Source organism: Streptomyces sp. NBC_00887, from assembly GCF_045207585.1.
In genome coordinates this window covers 9008082-9026527 of sequence record NZ_CP108788.1, presented here as the reverse complement: position 1 = coordinate 9026527, position 18446 = coordinate 9008082, and the positions used below count along the sequence as shown (strand labels likewise).

General features: G+C 71.3%; 10 protein-coding genes. 4 read left to right on the top strand and 6 right to left on the bottom strand.

Going from position 1 to position 18446, the window contains the following annotated elements; translation table 11 throughout:
• Positions 1-31: 31 nt before the first annotated feature.
• Positions 32-2221 carry a transketolase gene (gene tkt, locus OG844_RS41130; RefSeq protein ID WP_406388230.1) on the bottom strand — a complete coding sequence of 730 codons (2190 nt, stop codon included), beginning with the start codon at positions 2219-2221 and terminating at the stop codon, positions 32-34.
• A 270-nt stretch (positions 2222-2491) separates the two neighbouring features.
• Complete coding sequence (locus tag OG844_RS41125; protein ID WP_406388231.1) at positions 2492-4759, bottom strand: heavy metal translocating P-type ATPase; 2268 nt, start codon at positions 4757-4759, stop codon at positions 2492-2494.
• A gap of 239 nt (positions 4760-4998) precedes the next feature.
• Here OG844_RS41125 and OG844_RS41120 point away from each other — a divergent pair, with 239 nt between their 5' ends.
• Complete coding sequence (locus OG844_RS41120) at positions 4999-5961, top strand: hypothetical protein (protein ID WP_406388233.1); 963 nt, start codon at positions 4999-5001, stop codon at positions 5959-5961.
• Positions 5962-6078: 117 nt separating this feature from the next.
• Here OG844_RS41120 and OG844_RS41115 read toward each other — a convergent pair whose 3' ends face one another.
• The gene (locus tag OG844_RS41115) at positions 6079-7158 is read right to left on the bottom strand and encodes a GH25 family lysozyme (protein WP_406388234.1); all 1080 of its coding nucleotides are present in this window, start codon (positions 7156-7158) and stop codon (positions 6079-6081) included.
• A 184-nt stretch (positions 7159-7342) separates the two neighbouring features.
• On the opposite strand from OG844_RS41115, the gene OG844_RS41110 reads away from it, so the two are divergent.
• Positions 7343-8155: a peptidoglycan DD-metalloendopeptidase family protein gene (locus tag OG844_RS41110; RefSeq protein ID WP_406388236.1), complete on the top strand. Its 813-nt coding sequence runs from the start codon at positions 7343-7345 to the stop codon at positions 8153-8155.
• 171 nt (positions 8156-8326) lie between these two features.
• Positions 8327-10585 carry a HelD family protein gene (locus OG844_RS41105; RefSeq protein WP_406388238.1) on the top strand — a complete coding sequence of 753 codons (2259 nt, stop codon included), beginning with the start codon at positions 8327-8329 and terminating at the stop codon, positions 10583-10585.
• Between the two features lie 43 nt (positions 10586-10628).
• On the opposite strand, the gene OG844_RS41100 is transcribed toward OG844_RS41105, so the two are convergent.
• Together OG844_RS41100 and OG844_RS41095 are read right to left on the bottom strand one after the other, a co-directional pair.
• Entirely contained in the window at positions 10629-11276 is a 648-nt protein-coding gene (locus OG844_RS41100) for a hypothetical protein (RefSeq protein ID WP_406388239.1), read from the bottom strand.
• A 118-nt stretch (positions 11277-11394) separates the two neighbouring features.
• Positions 11395-11523, bottom strand: coding sequence for a hypothetical protein (locus OG844_RS41095; protein ID WP_406388241.1), 129 nt, complete (start codon positions 11521-11523; stop codon positions 11395-11397).
• A 162-nt stretch (positions 11524-11685) separates the two neighbouring features.
• On the opposite strand from OG844_RS41095, the gene OG844_RS41090 reads away from it, so the two are divergent.
• Positions 11686-14853: an ATP-binding protein gene (locus OG844_RS41090; protein ID WP_406388242.1), complete on the top strand. Its 3168-nt coding sequence runs from the start codon at positions 11686-11688 to the stop codon at positions 14851-14853.
• A 77-nt stretch (positions 14854-14930) separates the two neighbouring features.
• On the opposite strand, the gene OG844_RS41085 is transcribed toward OG844_RS41090, so the two are convergent.
• On the bottom strand, positions 14931-18326 hold the full coding sequence (locus tag OG844_RS41085) for a CARDB domain-containing protein (RefSeq protein ID WP_406388244.1): 3396 nt from the start codon (positions 18324-18326) through the stop codon (positions 14931-14933).
• Positions 18327-18446 lie beyond the last annotated feature (120 nt).

Sequence of the window (18446 nt, the reverse complement as noted above, 5' to 3'; positions counted from 1 at the left end):
TTGCGGGCGCCGCTTCCGACGCGGCCACCGCTCAGTCGGACGAGCCGCGCCGGCCGCCGGGCCTCGGAGCGGCCGCGGCGTCGCGGATGCTGTCGTGTGCCGCCGCAGCGACCGCTTCGGCGGTGATCCCGAATTCCCGGTACAGCCGTGCGTAGTCGGCGGACGCGCCGTAGTGCTCGAGGCTCACGATCCGCCCGGCGTCGCCGACCACCTCGCGCCAGCCCTGGCCGACGGCGGCCTCGACACTGACCCGGGCGCGCACGGTGGGCGGCAGGACCTCGTCCTGGTACTCCGGCGACTGCTCGGCGAACCATTCGCGGCAGGGCATCGAGACCACACGTACGGCCAGGCCCTCGCCCGTCAGGAGGGCGCGCGCGTCGAGGGCGATGTGGACCTCGGATCCCGTCGCCACGAGGATGACGTCGGGAACCACTCCGGACGCGTCGGCGAGGACGTAGGCGCCGCGTGCCGCCCCCTCGGCCGGGGCGTTCGCCAGGTTCCCGCGGTCGAGCACCGGGAGGTTCTGCCGGGTCAGGACGAGACCGGCGGGCCGGTCGGTGTGCTCCAGGACCGTCCGCCAGCAGACCACCGTCTCGTTCGCGTCGCCCGGGCGTACGACGTCGAGCCCGGGGATCGCCCGCAGTGCGGCGAGGTGTTCGACGGGCTGGTGCGTCGGACCGTCCTCGCCCAGACCGATCGAGTCGTGCGTCCACACATAGGTGACGGGCAGCTTCATCAACGCGGCCAGGCGGACAGCGGGGCGCATGTAGTCGCTGAACGTCAGGAACGTACCGCCGTAGGGGCGGGTCAGGCTCTGCAGGGCGATGCCGTTGAGGGCGGCTCCCATGGCGTGTTCACGGATGCCGAAGTGCAGGGTCCTCCCGTAGGGACCGCCCTTGAACTCCGCGGTCTGCCGGTCCGCCGGAACGAAGGAGGGCTCGTCCTCCATCGTGGTGTTGTTGCTCCCGGCCAGGTCCGCGGAGCCGCCCCACAGTTCGGGCAGCACGGGAGCCAGGGCACCGAGCACCTTGCCGGACGCCTTGCGGGTGGCCATGCCCTTCGCGTCGGCCGGAAACGCGGGCAGTGCCTCGGTCCAGCCTTCCGGGAGCCGCTGCTCCCGGAGGCGGTCCAGAAGCGCGGCCCGCTCCGGGTTCGCGGCTCGCCAGCTCTCGTACCCCGGCTGCCACTGAGCCCGCGCCGCCCGGCCCCGCTCACCGACCGCGCGGGTGTGGACGAGGACCTCGTCCTCGATGGCGAAGGACACCTCGGGGTCGAAGCCCAGGAGCTTCTTCGTGCCGGCGACCTCCTCGTCGCCCAGGGCCGACCCGTGCGCCTTGCCGCTGTTCCTCTTCGTCGGGGCGGGCCATCCGATGATGGTGCGCAGCATGATCAACGACGGGCGGGTCCGGTCCTCCTTGGCCGCTTCGATCGCGGCGAGCAGCGCGTCGACGTCCTCGACGTAGTCGCCCGTGCGGGTCCAGTCGACCGTCTGCACGTGCCAGCCGTAGGCGGCGAAGCGGGCGGGGACGTCCTCGCTGAAGGAGATGTCGGTGTCGTCCTCGATGGAGATGTGGTTCGAGTCGTAGAACACCACCAGGCTGCCGAGCCGCTGGTGGCCGGCGAGCGACGCGGCCTCGGAGGCCACGCCCTCCATCATGTCGCCGTCGGAAGCCACCACGTACACCTGGTGGTCGAAGGGGCTGGCGCCCGGCGCGGCGTCCGGGTCGAGGAGCCCCCGCTCCCGGCGGGCCGCCATCGCCATGCCGACCGCAGCGCCCATGCCCTGGCCCAGCGGGCCGGTGGTGACTTCGACACCGCGGGTGTGCCGGTACTCCGGATGCCCGGGCGTCGCCGAATCCCAGGTCCGCAGCGCCTCCAGATCCTCCATCTCCAGGCCGTAGCCCGCGAGATAGAGCTGGATGTACAGGGTGAGGCTGGTGTGACCGCAGGAGAGTACGAAGCGGTCCCTGCCCAGCCATTGGTCATCGGCCGGATCGTGCCGCATGACCTGCTGGAACAGCAGATAGGCGAGCGGCGCCAGGCTCATCGCCGTGCCCGGGTGGCCGTTGCCGGTCTTCTGTACGGCGTCGGCGGCCAGCACCCGGACGGTGTCCACCGCCCGCACGTCCACCGGACCCCAGCCGGCCCGGTCCGCCACCGGCAGCGCGAGGCCGGGGTCGCGCGGTGCGGTGCTGCCGGAAGAGGATCGCTCGGGCGCCATGGTGGTGTCTCCCTCGGGATGTCGCTTACCGGCCCGTACGGGCCCGGCCCTGTGGCTCGGTCCCTCTTGGCATCCTCGGTTCCCTGGGCGCCCTTCGCATCCCGGGGCGGGAGCGGTGGAGCGGATCGGGCGATGCTTCGGGGAAGCCGGCCGGGACGACGCGTACCCGTTCCTGCCCGAGACACGCTCGGCACCTGTCACTTCCGGCCTCGTTCCCGGCTCTCCCGGCGCGGTCCGCGCGGGACCGTGCCGATTCTCGCCGTGCCCGGCTCAGTCCGCGGCGCGGAAGCCCCGCAGGCGCAGGCTGTTGCCGACGACGAAGACGGAGGAGAAGGCCATGGCCGCTCCGGCGATCATCGGGTTGAGCAGTCCGGCGGCGGCGAGCGGCAGGGCGGCCACGTTGTAGGCGAAGGCCCAGAACAGGTTCGAGCGGATGGTGCCGAGCGTCCTGCGGGAGAGCCGGATCGCGTCGGCTGCGGCCCGCAGGTCTCCCCGTACGAGGGTCAGATCGCCGGCCTCGATGGCGGCGTCGGTACCGGTGCCCATCGCGATCCCGAGATCGGCCTGGGCGAGTGCGGCAGCGTCGTTGACGCCGTCACCGACCATCGCCACGCTGCGGCCCTCCGCCTGGAGCCTCTTGACGACGGCCACCTTGTCCTCGGGCATGACCTCGGCGATGACGTCGCCGATGCCGACCTCGGCGGCCACGGATTCGGCGACGGCCTTGTTGTCGCCGGTCAGCAGCACCGGGGTCAGGCCCAGTCCGCGCAGCCGCCTGATCGCCTCGGGGCTGGTCTCCCTGACCACGTCGGCCACCTCCAGGACCGCACGCGCCTCGCCGTCCCAGGCGACGAGCACGGCGGTCCTCCCTGCCTTCTCGGCGTCGTCCTTGGCCCTCCTGAGCTGCTCGGGCAGGTCGATGGCCCACTCGATGAGCAGCTTCTCCCGGCCTGCGAGAACGGCGTGGCCCTCGACGACGCCCTGCACGCCGAGGCCGGGGACGCCGGCGAAGTCCTCGGGGGTGGGCAGGGCACCGGCCTTCGCGACTGCCCCGGTGGCGATCGCTCGGGCGATCGGGTGCTCGGAGGCGTGCTCCAGGGCGCCCGCGAGACGCAGGACCTCCTTCTCGTCCGTGTCCCCGACGGTGCGCACGCCGACCAGGGTCATCAGCCCGGTGGTGACGGTGCCGGTCTTGTCCAGGACGATGGTGTCCACCCTGCGGGTGCTCTCCAGTACCTCCGGGCCCTTGATGAGGATGCCGAGCTGGGCGCCACGGCCGGTACCGACCATGAGGGCGGTCGGGGTGGCCAGGCCGAGTGCGCAGGGGCAGGCGATGATCAGGACGGCGACGGCGGCGGTGAACGCGGCCGTGAGGCCGGTGCCGTTGCCGAGCCAGAAGCCGAGCGTGGCGAGCGCGAGCCCGATGACGACCGGCACGAACACCGCGGAGATCCTGTCGGCGAGGCGCTGGGCGGCGGCCTTGCCGTTCTGCGCGTCCTCGACGAGCGCTGCCATGCGGGCGAGCTGGGTGTCGGCACCGATCCGGGTGGCCTCGACGACCAGCCGGCCCCCGGCGTTCAGCGTCGCCCCGGTGACGGTGTCGCCGACGGACACCTCGACGGGTACGGACTCCCCCGTGAGCATCGACGCGTCCACGGCGGAGGACCCCTCGACGACGGTGCCGTCGGTGGCGATCTTCTCCCCGGGACGGACCAGGAAGCGGTCGCCCACCCGCAGATCCGCGGTGGGCACGGTGACTTCGAGTCCGCCGCGCAGGAGGGTCACCTCCTTGGCGCCGAGCTCCAGGAGTGCCTTGAGAGCGGCACCCGCCTTGCGCTTGGAGCGGGCCTCGAAGTACCGGCCGGCCAGGATGAAGGCCGTGACACCCGCCGCGGCCTCCAGATAGATGTTCCCCGCGCCGTCGGTGCGGGCGATCGTGAACTCGAAGGGGTGCGTCATGCCCGGTGTGCCGGCCGTTCCGAGGAAGAGCGCCCACAGTGACCACAGGAAGGCGGCGCCGGTACCGACGGAGATCAGGGTGTCCATCGTGGCCGCCCCGTGCCGGGCGTTGGTGAGGGCGGCGCGGTGGAAGGGCCAGGCCGCGTACGTGACGACGGGCGCGGCAAGGGTGAGCGAGAGCCACTGCCAGTACTCGATCTGCAGGGCGGGGATCATCGCCATCGCGACGACGGGTACGGCGAGGACGACCGCGATGACCAGGCGCTGACGCAACGGCCTCAGCTCGTTGTCGGCACGCTCGTCGTCGCTCATGCCGCTCGCGGCGTCCTCGTCGTTGCCGGTCCGGGGCCGGGTGGGTACCTGGGCGGAGTAGCCGGTCGCCTCTACGGTGGCGATCAGTTCCTCGACCGAGATGTCGTCGCCATGGGTGACCTTCGCCTTCTCGGTGGCGTAGTTGACGGTGGCCTCGACCCCGTCCATGCGGTTCAGCTTCTTCTCTATGCGGGCCGCGCACGAGGCGCAGGTCATACCGCTGATGGCGAGCTCTACCCGGGCGGCGCCCGGCGTCCTGGTGGTCATGTGGCTGCTCCTACGTTCGGCGGGGGGCCCGGGCCGGAAGTACGGGTCGACGGAGGCCGGGGTGCGAGGGCTCCCCCTTGAGATCCTGATACCCCCATGGGGTACCTTGAAGATCTCCAGGTATACCCCCCTCCCGTATCTTGCGCAAGCCGGCGCGGGGCCTTGCGTATACCCCTAGGGGTATAGCCTGATGACGGTGGGCACCGCCCCGGAGCCCGCCCGGACGACAAGGAGCAGCCATGAACACCGCCGGGAGGATCACGTCCTTCACCGCAGCACTCGCTGTGTCCTTCGGCGCCGCCTACGGCCTCGGCAACACCGTCGGCCCTCTGGGCGGCACCGAACCGGCCCCGCAGGCCGACCACATGAACAGCACGGCGTCGGAGGGAAGTGGCGACGGCAGCGACCCTGCGCCATCACCGCCCGGAGGGCTCCAGATCTCCGAAGGCGGCTACACCCTCGACCTCTTCACCCCGCGCCTGAAGGCGGCACAGGAGGGCGAACTGCGTTTCGCCGTACGCGACCGGCCCGGTCGGCCGGTCACGGCGTACCAGCGCGAGCACGACAAGGAACTCCACCTCATCCTCGCCTCACGTGACCTGGCCACCTATCGGCACCTGCACCCCACCCGGGCCGCCGACGGCACCTGGAGCACCCCCGTCACCCTCCCTGCCGCCGGTGACTACCGGGTCTTCGCGGACTTCACCCCCGGCGCGAGGAACGCCCCCGACCTCACTCTCGGCGCCGACCTCGCCGTGTCCGGCGCCTACAAGCCCGCCGAGCTCCCCAAGCCGTCCCGCACCGCCACGGTCGACGGCTACACCGTGACCCTGAACGGGACGCTTCGGCCCGGCGCCGCGGAAGACCTCAGGCTCGACGTCAGCAGGGGCGGCCGCCCGGTCACCGACCTCCAGCGCCACCTCGCCGCCTACGGACACCTCGTCGCCCTGCGCGCCGGTGACCTCGCCCACCTGCACGTCCACCCGACCGGGGAGCCCGGTGACGGCAGCACCGAGACCGGTCCGGAGGTCTCGTTCACCGCGACGGCGCCCAGTTCCGGGACCTACCGCCTCTTCCTGGACTTCAAGCACAACGGCACGGTCCGCACCGCGGCCTTCACGGTCCGGGCCGGAGCGGCGCCGTTCACCCCCCGGCCCGCCGAGCCCACGACGGAGCACGAGGACGGCGGCCACACGCACTGAACCAGGGTCATTTCGGAGGCGGTGCCACGGGCTCGGGTCAAGTGGTGCGCACTCAGCGGGGCGTGCTGATGCCCGCGCACGGCGCGGCGGCCCGGACCGCGGCCTGACCGGGGTGGGTCAGTCCCAGCGGTCCTGGTTGATGAAGTGGCCGAAGCCCCGCCAGGAGTTGGGTCCCATGGCCCCGTCGATGGGTCCGGTGTAGCCGTTGGCGGCGGCCAGTCGTTGGACCGCGGCCCAGGAGTTGGGTCCCATCACGCCGTCGATGGGTCCGGTGTAGCCCCAGTTGCGCATGTTCCTCTGGAGCGCGGCGTATGTGTTGGTCCCGGGGACACCGTCGATCGGGCCGGTGTAACCGGACTCGATCCGCAGCCAGTTCTGCGTCCGCTTCCACATGATCGGACCCGGAATACCGTCCTGCTCGGTCGTCGACTTCGGCAGCGCGTCCCCTCCGGGCGGCGGGTCGGTGGGCTCCGTGAGGTCGAAGGCCCAGGAGCGGGCGAGGTTGAGGTCGACGGGAGAGACTCCGCCCGCGGATCCGACCGACGTGTACTGGTGGGCGGCCCAGGCGGGGTAGCGGCCGCCGAGGTCCGGTGCGCCGGGATAGGTGCCGTTGTCGGACCCCCAGGATGCCGCCCACAGGTGAGCGCCGGCGGCGACGGTGCGGCTCCAGGTACCGGCCCGCAGCGCACCGGCGCTGATGTAGAACCAGGGCACGTAGGCGCCGACCCGTTCCCGTACGCGGTTGAACCAGGCGGACACATCCGTGTCGTTCCACAGCCGGGTGGAGTCGTCGAGCACCTCGACGTCCAGCGCGAGCACGTCACCGACGCGGTAGTCGTGGAGGTGGTCCACGAAGTAGTCGGCGGCGGCGGTGGGAGTGAGGAAGTCCCCCGACAGCCAGTAGTGGCCCACGCGCAGACCTGCGGCGCGGGCGCCGTCCACATGGCCGGCGTAGGAGGACGTGACGTAGGGGCCCTCGGCGAGCTGGCACCCTCCGGCCTTGGCGATGAGGAAGCTACGGCCTTCCCCGACGGCGCGGGCGTAGTCGATGCCGCGCTGGTAGTTCGAGACGTCCACGCCCTGCACGTCGGCAGCGGGAGCCGGCCCGGTGGTGGCCGCGGCGCGGGCGGCCGTGACGATGCCGGCCGGGGCCAGGGCCGTCGCGACGGCGCCACGGATCAAGGTTCTCCTGCGCATGCTTCCTCCGGTGGGGGCGGGGCTCACAGCGGCAAACGTGACATGTTCTTATCAATATCTATGCGCGTAGGCTACCGTGGTGCCGCGTTCCTCCGCCAGCTCAAGTCGCCGTATTAACAAGGGAGTTGCTGTGTGCGAGAACCATCGGCCTGACGACGGCCGGCAGGATCGGCCACGGCTCGAGATGAGCCGCCGCACCCTGCTGCGCGGCTCGGTCACCACGCTCGGCCTGGCCGCCGGCGGCGTACTGTTCTCGGGAACCGCCGCCCACGCCCTGGACATCTACAACCCGTTCAGCGGCTACCGGATGACGGGTACCTGGCAGGATCACCTCAACAGTGGCTCCCTGGGCGGGCTCGACTACGGGATGGGCGTCGGAACTGCGCTGCCCGCCGCCGGCGCCGGCGTCGTCACCAACATCCCGAACAACGGCACGGGTGGACACACGGTGACCATCACCCACAGCGACGGGTACCGGACGCAGTACATGCACCTGTCGCAGTTCCTGCTGGCCAACGGCACCTCGGTCGGCAAGGGCGCCATCGTCGGACGGTCCGGGGGTGCCGTCGGTGCCCCCGGCTCCGGGAGCTCAACCGGACCGCACGTCCACTGGCATCTGATCACCCCGGGCGGCACCCGGGTCAACCCGCTCAATTACCTGGGCGGGGGCGGCGGGCTGCCGAAGTCGACGACCGAGCAGGACGGTATTCCGGGTCCGATCATGTGGAAGCGGACGCAGAACTGGCTGCGGATCGAGTCCGGTTACACCGGCCCGATCGACGGTGTCCCCGGGACCAACACATACGCCGCGCTCCAGAGGAACATGCGCAACTGGGGCTACACCGGACCCATCGACGGCGTGATGGGACCCAACTCCTGGGCCGCGGTCCAACGACTGGCCGCCGCCAACGGCTACACCGGACCCATCGACGGGGCCATGGGACCCAACTCCTGGCGGGGCTTCGGCCACTTCATCAACCAGGACCGCTGGGACTGACCCACCCCCTTCGGCGCACAAGGAAATCCCCGGTCCGCAATTGCGGATCGGGGATTTTCTCACGTATATTGAATTCTTCTGTGTGCCCACAGAAAAGGCCCCGCACAGGGGGCCTACCAGAAACACAGTATCCGGCAGGGAGCCATTTTGTCAAATCGGGAAAGCGTCGAATTGGAGAAGGAGCAGGAATACGTCGACCGGCTCCATCACCGTGTCGACGTGCTGCGCGGGGCCGCCTCGGACGCCGTCGAGGAGGCGCTGACGCCGGTCGGGACCGGCCTGCAGGCGCGCCTCGAACGCGATGTCCGCGTCGCGGAACGCTCGGGTCTGGTGGCTGCCCTCGACGCGGTGGACGGTTCGCTGTGTTTCGGGCGCATCGATCTCGCGAACGGCGACACGCACCACATCGGCCGGATCGGGATCCGCGAGGACGACACCGAACACACTCCCCTGCTGATCGACTGGCGTGCGCCGGTCGCCCGCCCCTTCTATCTCGCCACCGGGCACACACCGATGGGGCTGCGCCGGCGTCGGCACCTCACCACCGAGGGCCGCGTCGTCACCGAACTGCACGACGAGGTCCTCGACCTCGGGGACCGGGAGCGCACCGGCTTCGAGGACCCGAGCGGCGATGCCGTGCTGCTCGCGGCCGTGGACTCCGCCCGCACCGGCCGCATGGGCGACATCGTGCGGACCATCCAGGCGGAGCAGGACCGGATCATCCGCGCCCCGCACCGCGGTGTACTCGTCGTCGAGGGTGGCCCGGGCACGGGCAAGACCGCTGTCGCGCTGCACCGGGCGGCCTTCCTCCTGTACGAGCACCGCGAGCTGCTCGCCAAGCGTGCCGTCCTGATCGTGGGCCCCAACCCCGCCTTCCTGCGCTACATCGGCGAGGTGCTGCCCGCGCTCGGCGAGACGGGTGTCCTGCTCTCCACGCAGGCCGAACTCTTCCCGGGCGTCCACGCACGCGGCACCGACGCCCCGCGCGCCGCCGCCGTCAAGGGCGGCGAACCGATGGCCGAGGCGCTCGCCCTCGCCGTACGCGACCGGCAGCAGCTGCCCGAGCCCGGCGCCCCGCTGATCATCCGGAACGACGACGGGGACCTCGTCCTCGACTGGGAGATCGCCTACGAGGCCCGGCAGGGGGCCCGCGACACCCGCCTCCCGCACAACCTCGCCCGCCCGTACTTCGCCTTCCGGATCATCGACGCCCTCACCGCGCAGCTCGGCGAGCGCCTCGGTGCGGACCCGTACGGCGGCCCCAACTTCCTCGGCCCGGACGACTTCGCCCAGTTGGGCAAGAGCGTCGCCGTCAGTGAGGAGGTGCACGCCGCCATCGACGCGCTGTGGCCCGAGCTCACCCCGGAGGAGTTCCTGACGGACTATCTGGCCGAGCCCGTGTACGTGCCGGACGAGGACGCCGACGCCATCCGTCGAGCGCCGGGCGACGGGGAGTGGACCCCCGCCGACGTCCCGCTGCTCGACGAGGCCGCCGAACTGCTCGGGGCGGACGACAGCGCCGATCGGGCCGCCGCCGAGGCAGGGCGCCAGGAGCGGATCGCGTACGCGCAGGCCGTCCTGGAGATGTCGCGGGGCTCGGAGACGTACGAGTTCGAGGACGAGGAGGAGTCCGAGATCCTCGCCGCCCACGACATCATCGACGCCGAACGCATGGCGGAGCGGCAGGAGGAGGCCGACCACCGCAGCGCGGCCGAACGCGCCGCCGCCGACCGGACCTGGGCGTTCGGGCACATCATCGTCGACGAGGCGCAGGAGCTGTCGCCCATGGCGTGGCGGCTGCTGATGCGCCGTTCGCCGACACGCTCGCTGACCCTTGTCGGCGACCCGGCGCAGACCTCCGAGGAGGCCGGGGTCGGCTCGTGGGACACGATCCTCCAGCCGTACGTCGGTGACCGCTACGAACACGTCAGGCTGGGCGTGAACTACCGTACGCCTGCCGAGATCATGGAGCTCGCCGCCCGTGTCGTACGGGCCGTGGACCCGTCGTTCGAGCCTCCCGGCTCCGTGCGGTCCACCGGTGAGGCGCCCTGGACGCGCGACGCCGGCGAGGATCTGGCGGGCGCGGTGGCGCTCGCGGTCGCTGAGCTGATGCCCGAGGAGGGACGACTCGCGGTGATCGCGCCTGCGGCGCTCCACGAGGAGGTCGCTGCCCGGCTGGACGGTGTGACGGCCGGTGAGGAGCCCGATCTCACCCGCACGGTGGTGCTGCTCGACCCGCGCCAGGCCAAGGGGCTCGAATTCGACCATGTACTGGTCGTGGAGCCCGCCAGGTACGGGACCAGCGACCTGTACGTGGCACTGACCCGCGCCACGCAGCGCCTGGGCATCGTCCACCGTGAAGAGCTGCCGGCTTCGCTGACGACGCCGCCGCCGGGCAGTGCCCCGGCAGCCGCGGGCACTAACGGGTAATGGGTATGGGCGGGTAATGAGGGCTTCCTACCGTGGCGCGGCATCATGGTCCGGCGTACGGAGGGAATGCGGTGACTCCGTCAGCGGTGGAGATCGTCACCATCAGGGTGCTCGGCGGCTTCCGGGTGGACCGCGCCGGTGAGACGGCCCCGGCCGCGCGGTGGTCACGGCCCGGTGCGCGCCGGTTGCTCAAGGCCCTGGCACGGGCGGACGGCGGGCGGATGCACCGCTCGAGGAGCGGGCCGGGGCGGACCAGGACGGAGGCGCTCTGCGTGCCCGGGCCGTCGACGGGCGCGGGCAGGATCGCCAGTTCGCGGTCGACGATCACCATCTCTATTGGAAGCCTGGGTGCTGATCGTGCTTCCTCCCCCGCGTCGACGTACCGGCCGATCCGGCCCGGACCGCCGGGGCTCTCCAGTGCCCGGCGGTCGTAGACCGTCCGGTAGCGCACCCCTGCCGAAAGCTGTTCCATTTCACGGTCGTTGGCGAGCAGGTCGAGGCCGGCGGCGCGGGACACGTACGGCGGGATGCCGAAGACGAGGACCTCCTTGCGCGCGTTGCTCCGGAGCTGGTCGAACCGCTGGGCGACCGTTGCGCCGGGGATGAACTCCACCGGCACGGAGTCGGTCCTCTGCTGCTCCGCGGTCGTTCGGTACGCGGCGGCGAGCCGGCCCATGGCCGCGCGGGCCACGTGCAACTCCTGCATCGCGCAGCAGGACTTCGCCCGCGATGTCCGGCGGGGAGACGATCACCCGGGGCCCCTCACCTTCCGTCCTGGTCAGCAGGCCCCGCGCCGCCAGACCGGTCGGCTACACCTCGATCCGCTCGGGCGGCAGTCCTGTCAGCGCGGGCAACCGGTCGACACGGCAGGGCCCCTGCCGTACGAGCTCTGCATAGATCCGGGTCTCCTCATCGGTCAGTCCCAGCGCTTCGGACATCACAATCCCTCCCTGTTCCGGCACGGTCGGCTTCAGGCTCCCGGTCTGCGCGGGTGGGCGAAACCAGCAGGAACGGGAGGCCCCGCCCGCTGTAACACCCCAGTAACGGCGGCCGTGTACACAGCAGCCGTACAGGTGCCATTTGATCGTTGGGGTGTGCGCATGCCAGTACCGGCCGAACTCTCACGCGCCCCGATGCTGTCCCTGCACCTCCTCGGGGGGTTCGCGGCGGTCCGCGACGACGGCGTGGCGATCCCCCGCCGGTGGCGGCGCAGCACCGCGCAGACCCTGGTGAAGCTGCTGGCGGTGGCTCCTGGTCTGCGCCGCCACCGCGAGGAGGTCATGGATCTGCTGTGGCCGGACGCCCCGATGGACACGGCGGTGCGGAATCTTCGCGTCACCCTGCATGCCGCCCGCCACGCGTTGCAGCCCGAGCTGGCACCGCGGGTTCCTTCCTCCTATCTGATCGCGGAGGGCGATCTGCTGTTCCTGGCGCCGGACCGGGTGCGGGTCGACGCCGACGGGGCCGAGGAGGCCGGGCGCGCCGCGCTCGCTTCGGGGGACGCCGACGTGATCGGAGAGGCACTGCAGGTCCTGGACCGCGAGCTGTTGCCGGAGGACCGGTACGCGGACTGGGCCGGGGAGCGCCGTCGCCGCATCGAGGTGCTGCGCGAGCGGCTCGTACCGGCTCTGGCCGAGCGGCTGTTGGCCGACGGTCGCACCGAGGCGGCGATCGGTGTGCTGCGGGACGCGGTCGACCGCTCGCCCGCCGACGAGCCGTTGAACCTGCTGCTGGCCCGCACGTGGTGCGACATGGGCAGGCCGCGGCAGGCCATCCGCCAGTACCACGCCTGCCGTGAGGCGCTCGACGATGAGCTCGGGGTGCGTCCCGGTGCCGCGCTGGAGGCGTTGCACCGTACCGCCCTGTCCGCACTGGATGCTCTCGGCACGGCGCCGGTCGCCCGGACCGCGCCGGAGCCCACGCCCTTGCCACCCGCGATCCGACGTCCCGAACGGCTCCCGCTGTTCGGCCGCGAGCGCCCTCTGGCGCTGCTCGCCGAGCACGCCTCGGCGTCGGCGGGCGACACCCCGCTCGTCGTGGTGCGCGGTGAGGCGGGGATCGGGAAGACCAGGCTGGTCGCGGAGGCGGCGCGCTGCGCGGCGGCGCAGGGTGTGTGCGTGCTCTGGGGCACGAGCCACGAGGCGGAGGGGCAGACACCGTACGGGGTGTTCGCCGACGCGCTCGACGGTCACCTCGCCGGCTGCAGCGCCGAGGAGCGTTCCCGGGTCAGCGCCGAGCACAGCGGCCTCGCCGCCCTGCTGCCCTCCCTGGGCGGCGGGCCGCCGGCCGCCGCCAGCCCGGAGGAGGAGCGCGCCCGGCTGTTCCGGGCCGTCGCCGGTGTCCTCACCGACCTTGCGGCCACCCGGCCGGTCCTCGTCGTCCTCGACGATGTGCACGCCGCCGATCCGGGTTCGCTGAGCCTGCTGCATCACCTGGTGCGGACCGCGCAGGCCAGACGATGGAGGTTCATCGCCACCTGCCGCGACGACACCCTCGATCCGGACGACGTGCGGCGGCAGGTGCTCGACGGCATCCTGCGGCAGCGGATGGCGATGGAGGTCGACCTGCTGCGTCTGAGCCGTGCCGACTGCGCGGGACTCGCCGCCGCGGCAGCCGGCCGCGGCGGGCCGGCTGAGGACCGCCGTACCGCCTCACGCATCTTCCGGCTGTCGCTCGGGAACCCGCTGTTCACCCTGGAACTCACCACCAGTGCGGAATCGGACCTGGAACGCATGGGACCCCGCCACCGCACCACCGCCGAACCGGCCGCGGACGCCGTCCCGGACAGCATCCGGCGCCTGGTCGGCGGACGGCTGGCCCGGCTCCCCGGGGACGCCCGGCGCACCCTCGTGGCCCTGTCCGTGGCGGGCGGCACCGCGGTCTCGCTCGCCGAGCTCCAGGCCGTCACCTCCGCCGGGCTGCATCCGCCGCTGGACGGGGCGGAGGTCGTGGCGGCGCTCGATGCGGCAGCCGGTTCCGGCATTGTCGAGGAGCGCGATGTGGTCCTCGGCGGCCGTCAGGTCCTCGGCTACGCGTTCCGACACCCGCTGGTACGACTGGCGTGTGCCGAACAGCTCAGCAGGGCCGCGCGACGTCGCCTCCATCAGGCGTATGCCGACACCGTGCTCGGGCTGCGTCCCGATGCCGTCGACACCCTCGCCTTCCACATGTCGGTGGCGGACGACTCACGAGCACCTGTCTTCCTCAGGGCCGCCGCCGACCGGGCCGCCGCCCTGTACGCCAACGACAGTGCAAGCGACTACTACCGCGAACTGGTGGCCCAACTCGACGCCACGGACAGCGTCGCGGCCGCCGAGGCGCGGCTCGCCTGGGGGAATGTGCTCCGCCGCGCGGCACGGTATCCGGAGGCCGAGGAGGTACTGCGGTGTGCGCTCCGCGATCTGGCGTCGGCCGCCGAACACGCCGGGGCGCTCCGTGCCGCGGTGTCCCTGGCCGAGGTGCTCGGACGTGCCGGGCGCCCGCTCGAAGGTCTCGCGGTGCTCCGTGAGGCGCCCTCGCCGAAGCGGTCCACGGTTGCCGACCGGGTCGGTCTTCATCTCGCCGAGGGCGCGCTCAGCTTCTACGCCGGGCGGCCCGACGGGACGATGGCCGCGCTGCGCCGGGCGGAGCTGGAGGCGGCCCGGCTGCCCGAGGACGACCGCGATCCGCTGCTGTCCCGCCTGTTCACGATCCGTGCCGCTTCGCTGCTCACCTCCGGGCAGGTACGCGAGAGCCGCGGGGCGGCCGAGGCGGCACTGCTGACCGGCGAGCGGACCGGTGATGCGGCGCTGATCTCCAGCGCACTCTCCGTCGTGGGTGAACTGGCCCGCGAGGAGGGCCGGACGGAGGCCGCACGGGACTGCGCACGGCGCGCGGTGTCGGTCGCCCGGCGTACCGGGGACCCTACGGTGCTCGCCTTCGACCAGAGCAATCTGGCGGGCGCCGAACTACTGGTGGGCGATCACCGGCGGGCGACGGCACTGGCGAACGCGGCGGTCCGGCTGGCCCGTTCACTCGGTTCCTCGTGGGTGCTGCCCTACGCGCTGGTGGGGCTCGCCGAGGTCGAGCTGCGCTGCGGGCGGCTGGCGGAGGCGGACGAGGCGCTGCGCGAGTGTGCCGACACGGGGGCGCTGGCGCGTGACCCTCAGATACTGGAGGGGATGCGGCGGCTGGCGCAGGAGCTCGTCGCCGCCAGGGCCGCACAGGCGGACGGATCGCAACCGTCACGGCCGAGGGAGCGCATGGGTATTCCGGCCCCAGGAAGGTGAGTCGGCGCTCCCCCGGCCGGCGCGCTCGGACAGCGCGCCGGCCGGGGGCCGGGTCGTGCCCGGTCCGAGGACCGGATCTACCTCCGGGTGGACGCCGGACCGGCGCTGCCGTTGATGACGAACTGCGATCCTGGTTCGACCACGACGTCACCGTCGGCCGAGCCGGTGATGGTCACACCGGTCAGGGTCGCACTGCCCCGCGCACCTCCGTGGGCGAGGATTCCGGACCCGTTGACGGAATTGTCGATGCGGACGTTCGAGATCTGCGCTCCGGGCACGGACCCGCCGCCCGACTTGAACTGGATGCCGTCGTAGGTCGAGTCATGGATGTCGGTGTCCCGGATCGTGACGCCGGGAATGTCCTGACCGGCCGCGAACAGGGTGATGGCACCGAACTCCTGGGCCTCGCCCCAGAACGCACCGCCCGTGCGGTGGAGCGCGTTGTTGGCGATGAGTGTCTGCCCGGAGAAAGGCAGCGGATCATGGTCCGTCGCCAGCATGATGCCCGGGTAGTTCATCGTGTCGGCGATGATGTTGTTCTCGATCGTGTTGCCGTAACCGCCGTATACCGCAATGCCGTTGGCCCTCCAGGGCAACTGGATGGTGTTGTTGCGGAAGTGGTTGTCATGGCCGATGTCCACCGACGGATTCTTGACGTACTTGCTCGACCACACGGCCAGTGCGTCGTCGCCGGTGTTCCTGAACGAGGAGTTGAACACGGTCGAATTGCGCGTGCCGTTCGCGAAGTTGATGCCGTCCGCGTACGTGTTGCGAATCCGCATGCCGGTGAACTCGACGCCGTCGCCCGGTCCCCAGAGGTCCGGGATGTTGTCGTAGTCACGGCCGACCCACACGCCCACGTTCGCGTGCTCCAGCCACACGTTGGTGATCTTGGTGCCATCGCCGAAGCGTCCGTTCAGACCCACTCCGCCCTCGGCGTTGCCGTCTCCGCCCCGGATGGTGCCGGAACCGAAGATCGCCAGGTCCGAGATCTTGGTGTTGTCGTCGATGTCGAAGCCGAAGTTCCCCTCGTGCGGGTGGTTGATGCCGCCCGCGTTCTGGGGCTGGGTGAGGGTGTACAGCTGGGAGTGCCACATGCCCGCGCCGCGGATGGTGACGTCCTTGATGCCGACCTGGTTGAACTGGCCCCGGTTCAGCGGGTCGTCGGTCAGGATCTTCTGCTCCTGCCGCCACTGGCCCTGCGGGATCCACACGCAGCCGATGTCACCGTTCTGATCGGCCGTCACTGCCCGCTGGATGGCGTCCGTGTCGTCGATTCCGTCGTTCGGGACGGCACCGTAGGTGGTGATCGACGTGCATCCGGCCGGCTGGGCGGCGGGCGGCGCCACCTGCTCCAGATCGACGAGGTCGATGATGTAGAAGGAGGCCGAGTCGCCCGCGTCGCGCTGGAGACGGAACTTCGTGCCGGCGGGGTAGGTCTGGCCGAGCAGGGCGTTGGACTCGTCGAACAGCCTGCGGGCGTCGGCCTGCGGCTGGTTGGACAGGCCTTCGGGACTGTCCGTGTCACCGTAGAGCCAGCTGTGCTTGGAGGAGAGTGTCAGCTTGCGGGCGAAGGTGTCGTTGACGTACAGGCTGATCGTGGCTTCCGTCCCGCCGCCACCGGAGGCGTCGGGGATCGAGTTGCGGACCACGAGGGAGTTGGACGGTACGGTCGAGGTGACCTCGACGTACTGGCCGGTGGAGTTCAGCCGCACGGATTCGCGGCCCGAGGATTCGGTGGCGAAGTTGGTGTGCCCGAAGGTGCGCTCCTGGTCGGCCTTCAGCAACGTGCCCTCGTAGTCGGCCTGTTCCGCCTCGTACTCGGTGTACGGGACCGCAGCCCCCCGGCCGACCACGATGGCGCGGGAGAAGACGTTGTTGTTCTCGTTGGTCTCGGTGAGGACTCCGGTCGCGTCCGCGGTGGCGGTCAGGTTGGCCCCGCCGCTCTTCGCGGTCCAGCTCCCGCTGATGGGCACGCTGACCGTACCTCCGGCGGGAACGGCCCCGGTCGCGCCGTTCAGTGTGGTGCTCTCCGCCAGGAGACGAGTGACCGTCGAGGAACTCACCGCCGTGGTACCGCGATTGTGTACGGAGACGGTGAAGGTGACGGCGGCGCCCACCGCGGGATTCGACGGGCTGGAGGTGATGCCCAGCACCTCCAGGTCGGGTCCGGGGCTCTGGGAGACCACGAGCTTCGACGCGGCGGTGCGGCTGTTGTTGCTGTTGTCCTGCTCGACGATCGTGTCGGTCGGGTCAACGACGGCCGAGACGCTGTAGGCGCCCATCGGGCGCTTGCCGACGGCGACCGGCACGGTGGCCGATGCTCCGGCGGCGAGACCGCCCACGGACGCGCTGCCGGCGACCAGGCCTTCGAGGCTGACGTCGACCGTCGTCGCGGCGGACGCCGCCGTACCCGTGTTGCGCACCGTGGCGTTCACGGTGACGTCGTCCTTCTCCGACGGCGTGGCGGGCGACCATGCCAGCTCGGAGACGGTCAGGTCGGGGTTGGGGGCGGCGGTCCCGACGACCTGGATCTCTGCTGCCTGCGCACCGGGCGCACCGGTGTTGGAGAAGAACTTGAGCTGTACGTCCGCGTACCGGCCGCTGACCGGGATGGTCACCGTGTTCTGGTTGCCGGAGGGGTTGAAGGAGTAGTCGGCGCGGTCCTTCAACGAGGCGAATATTGTGGCGTCCTGGGCGCGGCCGAGCACCTGGACGCTCTGCGTACGGGTCGCCCACGCCTGGTCCGGGGAGAGCTTGACGACGACGGCCTCGATGTCGGCGTCGGCGCCGAGCTTCACCGTCAGCGTCGAGGGGTATCCGTTCGACTCCCAGTACGTGGAGAGTTTGTCGTCATTGGCGTTCGCCGCCACATAGGTCTGTGTGACCGACGAAGCCTCGATCGGCTTGTTCAGTGCCAGGTTGGAGCCGTCCGGGGACGGTGGGCCGGGATCCTCCCCGCCGTCCCCGGAGACCTCCACCTGGGAGAGCTGCGCGGCGTTCCAGCCGGTGTTGGCGGTCACGTGCACCCGGATGAACCGTGCCTGCTTCGCGGGGAAGCCGATGGTGACGGTGTTGCCCGCCGAAGGGCTGAACACCCGGGCGGCCGACGCGGACAGGGTACTGAAGCCACTCCCGTCCGTGCTGCCCTGGACGGCGAGCGTCTGCGTCCGCGCCTCCCACGTCGTCGGCAGTTTCAGCACCACCTGGTCGACGTCGAACCGGTTGCCGAGGTCGATCTGGACCCACTGCGGGAAGGTGCCCGGGCTCTCCCAGTACGTCTGCTGACTGCCGTCGGTGACGTTCGACGCCGCGTAGCCACCGTGCGACCCGCTGGTCGTCGCCTGTTTACCGAGAGCCAGGTCGGGGCTCCGGACGGCCGCCGATGCGGCGACGGGCAGGAGCCCGACGGTCATCAGCGCGGCTGCCACCGCTCCGACGGCGAACCGCCGTCCGAGTTGCTTCCATCTCATGCTGTCCTCAGTTCCGTGGGCTGCGGGACCGGGAGGGCACAGCGGCGCGTCACCGACAGCGCGACGCGTTCTGCGTCACGCGGTCGGTGACGGCCGGGTACGGGCTGCCGGTACACCGAT

What these genes read in the sequence shown, in the direction of transcription:
- OG844_RS41110 (WP_406388236.1), top strand. Translation starts at nt 7,343, where the DNA reads ATGAGCCGCCGCACCCTGCTGCGCGGCTCGGTCACCACGCTCGGCCTG.
- OG844_RS41115 (WP_406388234.1), bottom strand. Translation starts at nt 7,158, where the DNA reads ATGCGCAGGAGAACCTTGATCCGTGGCGCCGTCGCGACGGCCCTGGCC.
- OG844_RS41085 (WP_406388244.1), bottom strand. Translation starts at nt 18,326, where the DNA reads ATGAGATGGAAGCAACTCGGACGGCGGTTCGCCGTCGGAGCGGTGGCA.
- OG844_RS41125 (WP_406388231.1), bottom strand. Translation starts at nt 4,759, where the DNA reads ATGACCACCAGGACGCCGGGCGCCGCCCGGGTAGAGCTCGCCATCAGC.
- OG844_RS41095 (WP_406388241.1), bottom strand. Translation starts at nt 11,523, where the DNA reads ATGTCCGAAGCGCTGGGACTGACCGATGAGGAGACCCGGATCTATGCA.
- OG844_RS41120 (WP_406388233.1), top strand. Translation starts at nt 4,999, where the DNA reads ATGAACACCGCCGGGAGGATCACGTCCTTCACCGCAGCACTCGCTGTG.
- OG844_RS41090 (WP_406388242.1), top strand. Translation starts at nt 11,686, where the DNA reads ATGCCAGTACCGGCCGAACTCTCACGCGCCCCGATGCTGTCCCTGCAC.
- tkt (WP_406388230.1), bottom strand. Translation starts at nt 2,221, where the DNA reads ATGGCGCCCGAGCGATCCTCTTCCGGCAGCACCGCACCGCGCGACCCC.